Source organism: Nocardia sp. CA-290969 (genome assembly GCF_050936135.1).
In the GTDB taxonomy this organism is placed as follows: domain Bacteria; phylum Actinomycetota; class Actinomycetes; order Mycobacteriales; family Mycobacteriaceae; genus Nocardia.
The window spans coordinates 2,232,854-2,247,142 of record NZ_JBNJNJ010000001.1 but is presented as its reverse complement, the minus strand read 5'-3'; the positions used below and the strand labels follow the sequence as shown (position 1 = coordinate 2,247,142).

The 14,289-nt window shown below is 67.5% G+C and carries 14 protein-coding genes and 1 pseudogene; 11 read left to right on the top strand and 4 right to left on the bottom strand.

What is annotated here, in order from left to right; translation table 11 throughout:
• Entirely contained in the window at positions 1 to 1,695 is a 1,695-nt protein-coding gene (gene ptsP / locus ACQEVO_RS10495) for a phosphoenolpyruvate--protein phosphotransferase (RefSeq protein WP_432911537.1), read from the bottom strand.
• Positions 1,696 to 1,839: 144 nt separating this feature from the next.
• On the opposite strand from ptsP, the gene ACQEVO_RS10490 reads away from it, so the two are divergent.
• From ACQEVO_RS10490 to ACQEVO_RS10460, 7 genes and pseudogenes are all read left to right on the top strand, one after another.
• On the top strand, positions 1,840 to 2,607 hold the full coding sequence (locus ACQEVO_RS10490) for a DeoR/GlpR family DNA-binding transcription regulator (RefSeq protein ID WP_432911534.1): 768 nt from the start codon (positions 1,840 to 1,842) through the stop codon (positions 2,605 to 2,607).
• A complete protein-coding gene (gene pfkB / locus ACQEVO_RS10485) occupies positions 2,604 to 3,554 on the top strand; it encodes a 1-phosphofructokinase (protein WP_432911531.1) in 951 nt (316 codons plus the stop codon). Before ACQEVO_RS10490 ends, pfkB begins: the two co-directional genes overlap by 4 nt.
• An 11-nt stretch (positions 3,555 to 3,565) precedes the next feature.
• Positions 3,566 to 5,638 carry a PTS fructose transporter subunit IIABC gene (locus tag ACQEVO_RS10480; RefSeq protein ID WP_432911528.1) on the top strand — a complete coding sequence of 691 codons (2,073 nt, stop codon included), beginning with the start codon at positions 3,566 to 3,568 and terminating at the stop codon, positions 5,636 to 5,638.
• Between the two features lie 29 nt (positions 5,639 to 5,667).
• Positions 5,668 to 5,925, top strand: coding sequence for an HPr family phosphocarrier protein (locus ACQEVO_RS10475; protein WP_432911527.1), 258 nt, complete (start codon positions 5,668 to 5,670; stop codon positions 5,923 to 5,925).
• A 394-nt stretch (positions 5,926 to 6,319) separates the two neighbouring features.
• Positions 6,320 to 6,460, top strand: a complete 141-nt coding sequence (locus tag ACQEVO_RS10470; RefSeq protein ID WP_432923391.1) for a hypothetical protein — start codon at positions 6,320 to 6,322, stop codon at positions 6,458 to 6,460.
• Positions 6,461 to 6,536: 76 nt separating this feature from the next.
• Positions 6,537 to 6,928: pseudogene (locus tag ACQEVO_RS10465) on the top strand (transposase); the annotation flags it as partial.
• Between the two features lie 460 nt (positions 6,929 to 7,388).
• The gene (locus tag ACQEVO_RS10460) at positions 7,389 to 8,669 is read left to right on the top strand and encodes a cytochrome P450 (protein ID WP_432911525.1); all 1,281 of its coding nucleotides are present in this window, start codon (positions 7,389 to 7,391) and stop codon (positions 8,667 to 8,669) included.
• Positions 8,670 to 9,070: 401 nt separating this feature from the next.
• Here the strand turns inward: ACQEVO_RS10460 and ACQEVO_RS10455 are convergent, their stop codons facing one another.
• The gene (locus ACQEVO_RS10455; RefSeq protein ID WP_432911523.1) at positions 9,071 to 9,268 is read right to left on the bottom strand and encodes a hypothetical protein; all 198 of its coding nucleotides are present in this window, start codon (positions 9,266 to 9,268) and stop codon (positions 9,071 to 9,073) included.
• Between the two features lie 238 nt (positions 9,269 to 9,506).
• Between ACQEVO_RS10455 and ACQEVO_RS10450 the strand changes: the two genes are divergently transcribed.
• Both ACQEVO_RS10450 and ACQEVO_RS10445 read left to right on the top strand, forming a co-directional pair.
• On the top strand, positions 9,507 to 9,920 hold the full coding sequence (locus tag ACQEVO_RS10450; RefSeq protein ID WP_432911520.1) for a hypothetical protein: 414 nt from the start codon (positions 9,507 to 9,509) through the stop codon (positions 9,918 to 9,920).
• 222 nt (positions 9,921 to 10,142) lie between these two features.
• The gene (locus ACQEVO_RS10445) at positions 10,143 to 11,114 is read left to right on the top strand and encodes an alpha/beta fold hydrolase (protein ID WP_432911519.1); all 972 of its coding nucleotides are present in this window, start codon (positions 10,143 to 10,145) and stop codon (positions 11,112 to 11,114) included.
• Between the two features lie 290 nt (positions 11,115 to 11,404).
• Here ACQEVO_RS10445 and ACQEVO_RS10440 read toward each other — a convergent pair whose 3' ends face one another.
• Positions 11,405 to 11,992, bottom strand: a complete 588-nt coding sequence (locus tag ACQEVO_RS10440) for a winged helix-turn-helix transcriptional regulator (protein ID WP_432911516.1) — start codon at positions 11,990 to 11,992, stop codon at positions 11,405 to 11,407.
• A 98-nt stretch (positions 11,993 to 12,090) separates the two neighbouring features.
• Between ACQEVO_RS10440 and ACQEVO_RS10435 the strand changes: the two genes are divergently transcribed.
• Together ACQEVO_RS10435 and ACQEVO_RS10430 are read left to right on the top strand one after the other, a co-directional pair.
• Complete coding sequence (locus ACQEVO_RS10435) at positions 12,091 to 12,861, top strand: oxidoreductase (RefSeq protein ID WP_432911514.1); 771 nt, start codon at positions 12,091 to 12,093, stop codon at positions 12,859 to 12,861.
• 43 nt (positions 12,862 to 12,904) lie between these two features.
• Positions 12,905 to 13,261, top strand: coding sequence for a nuclear transport factor 2 family protein (locus ACQEVO_RS10430; RefSeq protein ID WP_432911511.1), 357 nt, complete (start codon positions 12,905 to 12,907; stop codon positions 13,259 to 13,261).
• A gap of 73 nt (positions 13,262 to 13,334) precedes the next feature.
• Here the strand turns inward: ACQEVO_RS10430 and ACQEVO_RS10425 are convergent, their stop codons facing one another.
• Positions 13,335 to 14,195 carry a recombinase family protein gene (locus ACQEVO_RS10425; protein ID WP_432922540.1) on the bottom strand — a complete coding sequence of 287 codons (861 nt, stop codon included), beginning with the start codon at positions 14,193 to 14,195 and terminating at the stop codon, positions 13,335 to 13,337.
• Positions 14,196 to 14,289: the final 94 nt, after the last annotated feature.

The following is a 14,289-nucleotide window of genomic DNA, read 5'->3' as shown; positions in this document are numbered from 1 at the left end:
TTACGGCGTGAGTACTGCCGCGGCTGCGGCGCGTGCCTCGCCGGGGCCGGCGGTCGCGAGTACGGCGGTGGCGGCGCGGCGGCAGCTGTCGAGGGTGACGCTCGCCAGTGTCGCGCCGACCGCGGCGACGGCGGGGGCCGCTACGGATAACGAGGAGACGCCGAATCCGGCGAGCACACAGGCCAACTGCGGATCAGCGGCTGCCTCGCCGCAGACGCCGACCGGTTTGCCCGCGGCGCGGCCGGCGGCGGCGGTGCGGGCGACCAGGGCCAGAACCGCCGGCTGCCAGGGGTCGGTGAGTGTGGCGAGTTCGGCGGACATGCGGTCCGCGGCCATTGTGTACTGGGCGAGATCGTTGGTGCCGATCGAGAGGAACTCGACGTGTTCCAGGATCTGCTCCGCCTGCAGGGCAGCCGCGGGGACCTCGATCATCACGCCCGGGACCAGACCGCGCTCCCGGACCTTGCCGGCGAACGATTTCGCCTCCGCGGCAGTGGAAATCATCGGTGCCATCACCCATAACGCCCGGCCGGCGGCGGCTTCGGCGATCGCGTCGAGCTGCCGGTCCAGGATGGCGCTGCCACGGGCGGCCAGGCGGATACCGCGGACCCCGAGTGCGGGGTTGGCTTCCTCGGCGTGGTCGGCGAAGCGCAGCGGTTTGTCCGAACCCGCGTCGAGAGTGCGGATCACCACTTTCTGCCCGGGGTAGGCGTCGAACACTTCCCGATAGAGTGCGGCCTGTTCGGCGACGGTGGGCTCGGATTCGCGGTCCAGGAAGCACAGTTCGGTGCGGAAGAGCCCGACACCCTCGGCGGGCGTCTGCTGGCGTGTCGCCCGGGCTCCGGCCCCGTCCTGGACATTGGCCAGCACCTCGATCCGGTGGCCGTCGGCGGTTGCGCCGGGACCGGTCCAGGCCGCGGTGCGTGCGGCCAGCGCCCGGTATGTGGTCAGTGCGCGGTCGGCGTATTCCGCGTCCGGCCCGATCACCACCTGTCCGGTCGTACCGTCGACGAGGACATCGATGCCCGCCGGTACTTCGTCGAGTCCATCGACCGCGACGACGCACGGGATGCCGAGCTGGCGGGCGATGATCGCGGTGTGGCTGGTCGGGCCGCCGAGTGAGGTGGCCAGGCCGACGATGATGTTCGGATCGAGACCGGCGGTGTCGGCCGGGGCGAGATCGGCGGCGAGCAGGATCGAGGGCTGTGCCGGTGCCGGGATACCGGGCTCGGGCGCTCCGGCGAGCTCGGCCACCACCCGATCGCAGACATCGCGCAGATCGGTAACCCGCTCGGCCATCAATCCGCCCAGCCCTCTGAAGATCTCGGCGAACTGGTCGGTGGCCGCGACCGCGGCGACCGCGGCGGGCATACCGGTGGCGATCGCTTTCTCGACGGCGCCCAGCCAGCCGCGGTCGGCGGCCATGGCGGCATTCGCGGCGAGCACTTCGGTCGCGGCACCGCTCGCGCGGGCGGCGCGCTCGCGCAGGCGACGGGCCACCACGGTCGCGGCTGCGTGGAACCGCGCGAGCTCGGCAGCCCGATCGGATTCGGCGATGGCCACGGAGCGCATTTCGACGGGCACCCGCGGAGCCGGCCGGATCGTCGAGGCGACCGCGACGCCCGGTACCGCGGGTGTGCCGTGCAGGGTGGCGCCGGCTGCCTGCAGCGCTGTGTCCTGCGGTGATGGGTTCATTCGATTCCTCCTCCACGCCGGTGTCGAGGACGTGCACGGTGATGCAGCGGTCGTCTCGATGTGATCCAGACTACGCACAACTCTTGACAAAGCAACACATACGGGCATAAAACAACAGGAACCAACATACAGGCGGAGGAGCGGATGTACGCAGAGGAGCGCCAGCAGGCCATTGCCGTGCTGGCTGCGGATCGCGGGCGCGTATCGGTCGCCGAGCTTTCCGAGCAGTACGGCGTCACCACCGAGACGGTGCGGCGCGACCTCGCCGTGCTCGAGCGCATGGGTCTGATCCGGCGGGTACACGGCGGAGCGGTCCCGGCCACCGCATTGACCACGATCGAGCTGGGCACCAGCGAACGGGAGCATTCGCATGCCGCCGAGAAGGACCGCATCGCCAAGGCCGCCCTGGACTATTTGCCCCCCACCGGCGGCAGCGTGCTGTTCGATGCCGGGACCACGACCGCTCGGGTCGCCGCCGCCCTGCCTACCGACCGGGATCTGGTGGCGCTGACGAATTCGGTGCCCATCGCGGCCCGCCTCAGCGGGAATGCGGGCGCACGACTGCACCTGATCGGCGGCCGCGTGCGCGGGGTGACCCAGGCCGCTGTCGGCGCCGAGGCGCTGCGGGCGCTCGGCGACCTCCGTGTCGATGTGGCCTTCATCGGCACGAACGCGCTCACGATCGGGCACGGGCTGTCCACCCCCGACCCTGATGAGGCCGCGGTCAAACGTGCGATGATCGCCGCCGCGCACCGGGTGGTCGTGGTGGCCGATGCGAGCAAGGTCGGCCGCGAGGATCTGCTGCGTTTCGGCGCGATCGAGGAGGTCGACGTGCTGGTCACCGATACCGCACTGCCGACCGCGGTGCACGCCGAACTGACCGAGTGCGGGATCGAGGTGGCGATCGCGTGATCATCACCGTCACCGCGAACCCGAGCATCGACCACACCGTCACCCTGCCGGAATCGCTGCGGCGCGGGGCCGTGCATCGTGCCCGGGCCGGGCTGTCGCATCCCGGCGGGAAGGGCATCAATGTCTCCCGGGTGGTTGCCGCGGCGGATATCGCGACTGTCGCCGTGCTCCCCGGTAATGCGGGCGATCCGCTGCTGGCGATGCTCACCGACGCCGGCATCGACCACTACGCGGTGCCGTATGCGGGTACGGCGCGTACCAACATCACTCTCACCGAACTCGACGGCACCACCACGAAGATCAACGAGCCGGGCGCGGCGCTGTCGGCGGACGGCCTTGCGGCATTGTCGGATCAGGTCTGCCGACTGGCCGGCGCGGCATCCTGGGTGGTGCTGTCCGGGTCGTTGCCGCCGGGCGTTCCCGACGAGTGGTACGTGGATCTTCTCGCCATGCTGCGCGGCACCAAGGTCGCGGTCGACACGTCGGACGCGCCGCTGCTGGCCCTCGCCGCCGATCTGGAATCGGCGATGCCGCAATTGCTCAAACCGAATTCGGAGGAGCTGGCCCAGCTCACCGGGGGCGACCCGGTCGAATTGGAGGATCCGGCAGCCGCCGCGCAGGCGGCGCGCTCCCTCGTCGCCCGCGGCGCCGAGGCCGTGCTCGCGACACTCGGCGGCGCGGGAGCCGTCCTCGTTACCGGGGACGGCTCGTGGCACGCGCAGGCACCGGCCATCACCCCGCGCAGCACTGTCGGCGCGGGTGATGCGGCACTGGCCGGGTATCTGCTCGCCGATCTCGAGGGCGCGGCTCCGGCCGATCGACTGCGCCGCGCCGTCGCCTACGGCAGCGCCGCCGCCACCCTGCCCGGCACCGGATTGCCCGGCCCGCATCACACCGACCCCGGAGCCGTGGCCGTCACGACGCCGGTACCCCTGCACAGTCGCTGAAGGACACCGCGATGGCCTACCCGTCCCCTCCCTCCGATCCCGTCATCACCGCCGATCTGGTCAGCCTCGACTCCGGTCTCGGCACCGACAAGGAAACAGTCATAGCGGCGCTCGCCCAACGGCTCACCGACAGCGGTCGCGCCGCCGACGCCACCACCTTGCGGGATGCCGCACTGGAGCGGGAAAGCCAATCGGCCACCGGATTACCGGGCGGTATCGCGATCCCGCACTGCCGGGACAAGACGGTCACCAGCGCCGCGCTGGCCTTCGCCCGCCTCGACCCGAAGGTCGACTTCGGAGCCCCGGACGGGCCCGCCGACCTCGTCTTCCTCATCGCCGCACCCGAGGGCGCGGGTACCGAGCATATGAAACTGCTCTCCAGCCTTGCCCGCGCACTGGTCCGGCCGGAGTTCGTCGCCGCGCTGCGTACTGCCGCCGGCCCTGACGAGGTGATCGCACTGGTCGGGGAGGTGATCGGCGGGCAGCCCGCAACGGGCCCGGACATCCCGGCGCCGGAGCCCGCCCCGGCACCGTCCGACCGGCCTGCCGGACGTGCCGAATCCCAGCCTGTTTCAAAGGAATCGGCCCTGAGCGACGAGGCATCACCGCAACGGACGATCGTCGCGGTCACCGCCTGCCCGACCGGAATCGCCCACACCTACATGGCCGCCGACGCACTGGTCGCCGCGGGTGAGCGAGCCGGAGTGACAGTCCGGGTGGAAACCCAGGGATCCAGCGGCGGCACCCCGCTGAGCGCCGAAACCATCGCCGCCGCACACGCCGTCATTTTCGCCACCGACGTCGGTGTCCGCGGCAGGGAACGGTTCGCCGGAAAGCCGGTGATCGAGTCCGGTGTCAAACGGGCCATCAACGAACCCGACACCATGGTCGATGAAGCTCTGCGCGCAGCCCGCAACCCGATGGCGGGGACCGTCTCGGGATCCACCCGCCCAACGGCAGACCCGGCCCCGCCCGCACTCGGCTGGGGCACTCGGCTGCGACAGATTCTGCTCACCGGCGTCAGCTACATGATCCCGTTCGTGGCGGCCGGGGGGTTGCTCATCGCGCTCGGGTTCCTGCTCGCCGGCTACGAGATCGCCGATAACGCCCAGAACATCGTGCTGGACAACTCCCTCACCGCTCTCCCCGCCGGTGGACTCACCACCTACCTGGGTGCGGTGTTGTACCAGCTGGGCACGCTCGCATTCGGCTTCCTGGTACCGGCGCTGGCCGGATACATCGCCTTCGCGATCGCTGACCGGCCCGGTCTCGCACCGGGGTTCACCGCCGGAGCCGTGGCTGTGTTCGTCGGCGCCGGCTTCCTCGGCGGCCTCGTCGGCGGACTGGTCGCCGGATTCGCCGCCCTCTGGGTAGCGAAACTCCCTGTCCCACACTGGGCCCGCGGGCTGATGCCGGTGGTGGTGATCCCGCTGTTCGCCTCGCTGCTCGTCGGTGCGCTGATGTTCATCATTCTCGGCAAGCCGCTTGCCGCGGTCACCAGCGGTCTCACCGATTGGCTCAACAGCCTCACGGGTACCTCGGTCCTCGCCCTCGGGGCCATCCTCGGGCTGATGATGTGCTTCGACCTCGGCGGACCGGTCAACAAGGCAGCGTACGCCTTCGCTGTTGCCGGATTATCCGTCACCGACCCCGCCTCACTGCGGATCATGGCCGCCGTGATGGCCGCCGGTATGGTGCCGCCGCTGGCGATGGCGCTGTCCACCGCGGTCCGCCCGCATCTGTTCACTGCTGCCCAGCGCGAAAACGGTAAGGCCGCTTGGCTCCTCGGTGCCTCTTTCATCTCCGAAGGCGCGATCCCCTTCGCTGCCGCCGACCCGCTCCGGGTCATACCGTCCATGATGGCCGGCGGCGCGGTGACCGGTGCCCTGATCATGGCCACCGAGACCACCCTGAGCGCACCGCACGGCGGGATCTTCGTCTTCTTCGCCGTGGGCCACATAGCCTGGTTCCTTGCCGCCCTCGCCGCCGGCACGGTCGTCGCAGCGCTCTGTGTGATCGCGGCGAAGGAGCTGATCGAGCCGCGCAGCGCCCCGGCCGCCGTCCCCACCACTGAACTGACGTAATCCACTACATCTCGAGGAGAAAAGCTGTCATGGCCAGTACCACCGTCACCGTCGCCTCCGCCATCGGCCTGCACGCCCGCCCCGCCAATATCATCGCCGAGGCGGTCTCCGGCGCCGGGACCACGGTCACCCTGTCCCTGGTCGGCGGCGACCCGGTCGACGCCGGATCCGCCTTGATGATCATGACCCTCGGCGCTACCCACGGCACCGAGGTCGTGGTCACCAGCGACGACCAGCAGTCCCTGGACCTGGTAGCGAAACTGGTGGCCACCGACCTGGATGCCTGACCGGCCGAACGCACGAGGGGCGGCGGTATTGCGGAGCAAGCGTTCCGCACCCCTTGCGCGCCGTGACCGATTCGGTTCGTGGGCAGGCGACGTCCCGATCACGTGCACCACAGACCGAACCCCCTTGTGCCCGTCTCCCACGGTCCCGGAGACCGTATTGCCCGAAGAGGATTCGGGAACTCGAATCGGGCACCCCGATCAGACGGGCTCATTCTGCGGAATCGGATTGCTCAGGCTCACGTTGGGTGAGGCTGTCGAACAGCGGGGCGACAGGAACTCAGGTTGCCGACTTCTCGACACCGATGGCGTGGCGAGATACCCGGGTGAGATACCCGCTTCCGATTCGACTGCTCTCAGCGGTCTCCTGTGCGCCCCTCCTCGGTAGGATTACTCGGTGGCGCCCGAAGGCGAGTGCGACATTGTGGCCGCCGAATCCGAACAGGTTGTCGATTCTTCCCCGGCGGGATTCGCCGGTCACTATGCCGAGGTCGACCGCGGGGTCTCGGTGATCGAGGTTCAGTGGTATCCGAGCTGATACCAAGCCCGGAACAGCCGTACCGAGTCCGATCAGCTGCGGGAACTGCGGCGCCGCAACTGGCTGCTCGAGTAGGAGAACCATGAAGTCGAGGCTCGCGGTCACCGCGTTGAACAACGCTGTCGCCCGACGCGGTGACGTGGCCGGCTGCATCCTGCATACCGACCGCGGGTCGCAATTTCGATCCAGACGATTCGTTCACGCGCTCAACCGTTTCGGCATGGTCGGGTCCATGGGACCGGTCGGTGCGGCCGGGCACAACGCGGCGAAGGAAAGCTTCTTCAGCCTATTGCAGCGCAATGTTTTGGACCGGCAACGGTGGGACACCGCGAACAGTTACGGATCGCGATCGTGACCTGGATCGAAAGCACCTATCACCGGCGCCGCCGGCAAGCCCGACCGGGCGGGTTGACCCCGGTCGAATACGAAGCGATCATGACCCCAGCAGCAGCCGGCCAGGCTGCATAACCACTATCACCCGATCGTGCAGCAGCCCCTTTCGATCGGGCCCGCGAACGCGGCGAACTACGACCCGGTATCGACAACGAGAAAGCCTGCGAATGGCTGGGGCTGGTGAAATTGATCCTGGTAGGACGTCTCGACTTCCACAACCCGGCCGATCCCGCCCACCGCACCACGCTCGCCGACTACGTGCTGCCCGCCTTCTTACCCTGAGCAGCCAGGCGGTGCGCGCCGGCGTCCTTGATTCGCGTCCCCGCAACACTCCGCCACAGCGGTGGTGAACGGGAACCGTACCGGTGTCGGGCCGAACGTCGGCCGCGCCGACCTCGCCGCCGCGGCTCGATCGTCAGAAATCGCCGAACCCGACCATGCACCGCCGGCCCGGGTTCGGTATCCAGGTCGATTTCGTGCCCCCGAGGCGCGGGAGTGCCACCATGGGGAGGGCACACTCGGTTCGGAGGCGGTCATGACACTGACAGACAGCGCGGCGTCCCCACGGCCCCATCATGAGGTCGATATCTCCAGTTACGAGTTCTGGGAGAAGGATTTCGACGGCCGGGAGGCGGCGTTCGCCCGGTTGCGCGCGGCCGAGGGCCTCACCTGGCATGCCCCGCCGGATTCCCTGATCTTCGCCGATCCCGATCCCGGTTTCTGGGCTGTCACCCGGTACCGGGATATCGTGCAGGTCAGCCGGAACCCGGAGATCTTCTCCTCGGAAGACGGCACGACCCTGGGGTATATGCCGCCCGATGTCGAATACAGCACCAAATTCTTCATCGCCCTGGACGCGCCCCGGCACGCCCGTTACCGGAAATTGATCAGCTCGGCGTTCACTCCGCGCCAGATCCAGCGGGTGGAAGAGCAGGTCCGCGCCAATGCCGCCCGGATCGTCGACGATTTCGTCGCCGATCTGCGGACCGGCGAAACCCTCGATTTCGTCGACGCGGTATCCCGGAAACTGCCCATGCAAACGATTTCGCAGATGATCGGCATACCCGAGGCCGACCGCGAGGCGGTCGCGTTCGCCACCGAAGCCCTGTTCGGCACCACCGACCTCGAATACACCAGCCTCGAGGAGCGCGCCGAGTTCTTCTACAGGCAGATCGGCATCCTCCACTCCGCAGGCGCCGACTTGGCCCGGCAGCGCCGTGCGGAACCACACAACGACCTCATGACCGCGATGATCGCCGCCGAATTCGACGGGCACCGCCTCAGCGACGAGGATATCGGCGCCTTCATGGTCCTGATCTCCGCCGCCGGCAACGACACCACCAAGCAAACCACCTCCCATGCCTTCAAAGCACTCGTGGAGCATCCGGCCCAAATGGACTGGCTGCGCGAGGATCTCGACGGACGTATGAACACCGCGATCGAGGAATTCATCCGCTGGGGCAGCGTCGTGGTGCACTTCGCTCGCCGGGCGACCCGCGACACCGAGGTTGCCGGAACTCCGATCGCGGCAGGTGAGAAGGTCGTGATGTTCTACAGTTCCGCCAACCGCGACGAGTCGGCGTTCGACAATCCGCACGCGTTCGACGTCACCCGCGACCCTAACCACCACGCTGGATTCGGTGGCGGCGGCCCCCACCACTGCCTCGGCGCCTGGCTGGCCCGCATGGAATTGAAGCATCTGTTCCGGGAGCTGATCACCAAGGTTCCGCCGGTCGAACTCGGTGAACCTGAATACGGGCACAGCGCACTCATCCACGGCATCAAACGCATGCCGGTCCGGCTGGCCACCCACTGACCCCGGACAGCTACCGGCCCTTCCGCGCAAAAGCGGAAGAAGTGGTGGCCCCGCGGCCGGACGGCTCGAAACCGATCCGGTTGCCCAGCTTCGTGATGAAGCACCAGGGACCGCCTGTTCACCTGGGGAACAGGACCCCATACCCATCTGAGTTCACGCTGCATCCTTCCGTCGACCTATGGTTCCGAAGCAGTGCCCGAATCAGTCCCACCGATCCACAACGTTCGGTGAATCACTGACCGATCGGACTGGTATGCAGCCAGATTCGGTAGTGTCGGCAACGTCGCGGCCTGCCCGGACCTGACGGTGCCCGCGGGGCCGGTGAGCAGGTTCGCCCGAATCGTCACCGACCACCGCCGGCGCGACCTCGACGACTGGATGACCAGCGCCGCGCCGCAGAGCTACCGGAACTCGACCCATTCCTGCGGGGCATCGACCGCGGGTACCAATTGGACCAGCAGGCGATGCAGCCGGTTGGCGGCCTGAGTGCATGTGCCGATAATCGGTGCGGTTGACCTCGACACGCAATAAGCCGAGCGGCCGGCACTGTCGATCGACAGCGACTGCCGTCCAGCTTTGTGCGGGTCGACAGCGATCACGACCTGATCGGAGGAGTGGCTTTCGGCACGACAACCTCCAGGAAGAACTACGAACGAACGGGTTTCAACGAGGAGGGCAAACCAACTTCGGGCGCTGCAGACCACGAACTCCGGCTCCAATTCAACAAGTTGGTACCTCTCTGCTGGCCGGGGGGCTTGACCAGAGAAGAGCCGTTACCGAGCCGGTCCCTGACAGCCACGGCTGGTCCGCTTCGGTCACGAGTGGTCGAATGTCTCCATGTCTCGAAGTGATCTGGTCGGCGAGTGGAGCGTGGAGACCGGGTACTACTCGTCGATGGAAGACGAGTTCCTGATCTTCTTTCCCGACGGAGTCGGGTCGGTGGAGTACGCGCGGCCGTTTCTCTCCGACTGGGTTCTGTTCCGCTGGTCGCGAACTCGGCCGAATACGGTCCGGGTCGAACCGTACGCGGCGTTCACGGAAGAGGACCACGAGTTCGTGGCGCAAAAGATTCCACCGCCCGAGGAGATTCGGTACCGCATCGAATCGGAGTCCCGGCCGCTACTGGATTCTCCGGTGCCGGTTCTTCATCTGGATGGTTCGGGATTGCTGAGAACCGGCGCCGGATACGGACTCGTCTTCGCCGAGCCACGCGATGAGATGCGCTCGCCGTGTGCGCCCGCGGGCGAGTGATTTCGCGGACGGGTTGTCGGTTGTGCAGGGGGCCGGCCGGGCCCCCACGGCTGCGCGGAGATATCCCGCCGGCGTCGCCGCCCTGTCTCCGGAGCGTGCACGGGCCGTTTTCCGAAAGCGGTGTCCACGCGGACGCGACCCGCCCGCCGCCCCGGACGGGTCCGGAGCCGACGGTCGCGCGGGTTGGCGACATCGGCCGTCCGGCTGTGGTTGATTGAGTGGGTGTATCGCAGTCATCAACGCCTGGTCCACACCAACGGTGTGGCGCTGAGGTTGACCGAGGCCGGGGATCCCGGGGCGCCGGTCATCCTGTTGGCCCACGGATTTCCGGAGCTCGCGTACTCCTGGCGGCACCAGATTCCCGAACTCGCCGCGGCCGGCTATCACGTCCTCGCCCCCGACCAGCGCGGATACGGCGGTTCGAGCCGACCCGAACGGGTCGAGGCCTACGACATCGCCCACCTCACCGCAGACCTCACCGGCCTGCTGGACGATGTCGGTGTGGAAAAGGCGGTGATCATCGGCCACGACTGGGGCGCGACCGTCGCCGCCGGCTTCGCCCTCCTACATACGGATCGCACCTCGGCCCTCGCGGTATTGAGCGTGCCTCCTACTCCGAGGCCGCCCGCACCGCCGATGCAGATCCTGGCACGACGCTTCGGCGAGAGCTTCTTCTACATGCTCTACTTCCAGCAGGTCGGACCGGCCGATACCGAACTCGGCAGCGACCCCGCCACCGCCATCCGCCGCATGCTCAGCGGCCTACGCGACGGCGACGACCCCCGCGACCAGGCGACCACCCGCCGCCTCTCGGCGCCCGGCCCGCAGGGATTCATCGAACGGCTCCCCGAACCCGACCGAACCCCGGACTGGATCACCGACGACGAAATCGACTATTACATAGCCGAATTCACACGCACGGGATTCACCGGTGGCCTCAACTGGTACCGCAATATCGACCGCAACTGGCACCTCCTCGCCAACGCCCCCACCTCGACCATTCGGGTGCCCACCCTGTTTCTCGCCGGGACCGCCGACTTCGCCCTACGCAACACGCCTCGGCATCGGATCACCGAGATAGTCGCCGGCCCGTACCGCGAAGTCATGATCGATGGCGCTGGGCACTGGGTGCAGCAGGAGCGGCCGAGCGAAGTGAATACCGCGCTCCTCGATTTCCTGCGGCCGGAGAGCTGACCGAGCCGCGGGGATATCTCGAACGCTGGTCGGCCACCGGTCCGCGACGCCCACGGTCTTTCCACGGGTGACTCCCGTGTGAGTGCGGCGCCGGCCGATGCGGTCGCGGGCGAACGTGGCTCTCAGTTCAACAGGTCCAGGCACACCGTGAGGCCGCTCGACGCCGGGCCGTAGCCGTAACCGCCCGCCGCTTCCTCGACTAAGCCATACCGGGGTCTGACTTCCACGTGACCACGGCGCGTACCGCTCTCTCCGATCTTGACCTCCCGGCAGCGAAATACGATGTGGAGTCAACCGGCCGAGGCGTAGCCCGGCCCTTGTCCGAGAAGCCGCTCAGCCGCAGTCTCGGCGCCCTCTCGGCCGTCGCCCGGTACACCCTCGGTCGCCGGCTCTGCGGATCTGTCGCGGTATCTTTCCCGCATTTCCGGTCCGGCCGCGGGGCCTGCCGCGAAGACGAACCGCGGATCCGCTACCGAAGCACCCGACACCGGTTCGATGACCACCGGTTCGACCTCGCGCCCGGTCTCGGAGTCCACGAGAATCATCGCCCGCTCCTCGGGGGCGAGTTGCGCATTGCGCCAGGCCGCCAGCGCGACGAGGACCGGGCGCAGAGACCGGCCGAAATCGGTCAGCACGTATTCATAGCGCACCGGGCGCTCCTGATATGCACGCTTGGCGAGTATGCCCCGGTCGACGAGGGTTTTCAGACGCGTTGTGAGCATGCTGGACGACAGGCCGATGTTCTCCAGGTACTGGTCGAAGCGGGTGTAGCCGTCGAAACAGTCGTGCAGGATCAGGATCGTCCACCACTCGCCGACGTAGGACACTGCCGTCGACAGGGGGCATTCCCGGTCCTCGATCCGGATACGTGCGGGCATCGGCACCTCCTTCCGTCCGGAGCTCATGACTGTCACCAGTTACTGCTAATCTAGCATCCATGGTTACTTTCAATTTAGAATTTACTCGCGAAAGCGAAGTGAGCAGGACGACCCGGAAACGAGCCGTGGTCACCGGCGGCACCCGCGGTGCCGGGGCCGCGATCGCGGAGCGACTCCGGGCGGCGGGCGCCGACGTCACAGTGATTGCCCGCCACCCCGGCGAACCGGCGCACCCGGACCTGAACCTGGTCACGGCCGACCTGACCGATGCCCGCGCGGCCGGCGAAATCGCTGAAGCAGTGCTCGCCGACCGAACCCCGGACATCCTCGTGCACGTCGCCGGCGGCTCCGGCGCACCGGCGGGCGGGTTCGCTGCACTCGACGACGCGGAATGGGCACGCGAGCTGAACCTCAACCTGCTCGCCGCGGTACGTTTGGACCGCGCGCTCGTGCCCGCGATGATCGAGGCCGGTCACGGCGCGATCGTGCACATCTCCTCGATCCAGGCACGAATGCCCCTATGGGACAGCACGCTCGCCTATGCCGCCGCGAAAGCCGCACTGCGCGCGTACAGCAAGGGGTTGGCGAACCAGCTCGCGCCGCACGGGATCCGCGTGAACACCGTCTCGCCCGGCGGTATCCAGACCGAGGCCGCCGACGCGCTCGTCCGGCGTCTCGCGGACCGATTCGACGGGGATACCGAGGCCGCGCGGGATTCCCTGCTCGACGGGCTCGGCGGCGTTCCGCTCGGCCGATTCGCCACCCCGGACGAGATCGCCGATACGGTCGCCTTCCTCGTCTCCGATCGGGGCTCCGGAATTCTCGGCGCCGACATCGTGGTCGACGGCGGCACCATCCGCACGATCTGACCCCGACCACATGAACGACACCCCCGGCACGGCAGGAGATACGATGAGCGAGAAATTCGACGCCTACAACGGCGGCCTACTGGCCAAGGCGGTCGTCACCTACCTCGACGCCCACGACGAGCACTGCACGGCCGACGCCGCCGCACTTTTCACGCCCGACGCCACCGTGCTCGACGACGGCAATACCTACGAGGGCATCGCCGCCATCACCGCATGGCTCCGGAACTCTTCCACCGAGTGGAGCTACACCGCCACCCGGATCGGGCAGCGCAGCACCGACAGCCGGCACCCGACCGTACTCATCCGCCTGGACGGCAATTTCCCCGGCGGCACCGCCACCGTGCACTACCGGTTCGAGCTCGACGGTGGCAGGATTCGGCGCCTCGCCATCGAGGCGTGAAACGCCACCCGGACCCGTTTGTGTGGTGTGGTTGAAGGTGAGTTTCAAGCCGAGCCGGCGGTAAGTCTCCTGCCTATCTCCTGGTTCTGCGGTCCGGAGTATCGGAGTAAGGCCGTCGAAGGCTTCGACCAATCGTTCGATCTCCTACTTGCTGAGCTGACGTTCTGGGCCTCGAGGCGCTACGAGCACTGCGATCTGCGCGGTAACAAGTTCTCGTTGGCTTTGTACTTCCTTGGTCCAGGTTGCGACGACGGCCGGGTCGGCTCCGGCCTCGAGTGCGGCGCGGAATTTGCTCAGTTTTTGGTCGAGCTCGCGGAGCGAGCCTCGGGCGGTGTCCAAAGCGGGGGTGGTGTCGGGTTGCACCTGTTGGAGCATGGTGAGTAAGTGTTCGATGTGGCCGGGGTGGAAGACCTCGGCCAGCCAGGTGTCGAGGGGTTCGGTCAGCTGGTCTTCTCGCAGGTAGACCGATGGCGGATGGTCGAGGTCGTTGGCGAGGGCGTATTCGGAGGGATAGCGGCAGCGGAAGTGGGCGCAGTCGTGGTTTCAGCTTCCTTGCATTCGCCTGCCGCAGGCTTCGTGGAACAGCAACCCGGTGTAGCAGTAGGTGTGCTTGGTGCGGGTGATGACGCGCCCCTCCGGATTTCGGTCCACGAGACACTAGGCGCAGTGCGACGTTGTCGAGGCCGGCTTTGCTGATTGGTGCGGGGTGGTCGGAATAGACCCAGTCCGTCTTTTGGTTCCAGGTCAGGCGGGTCTGGTGGCCTAGTGCGACGTCGTCGACATTGATCAAGGATTCGTGTTTGTGCTGTTTGTTCCACACTGCGTAGCCGGTGTAGCGGGGGTTGGTCAGGATGGTGCGGACGGCGCCTTTGGACCAGGCGATGCCGGAGCGGTGGGGGTTGCGGCGGCGGTCATGGGCCGACGGGCAGGGGATACCTTCGGCGGTGAGGCGTTGTGCAATGGGCCCGGGAGGCAGGAGTCAATGTATCCGCAGGTGGGAGCGATTTTCGGAGTAATCTGGACTTCTG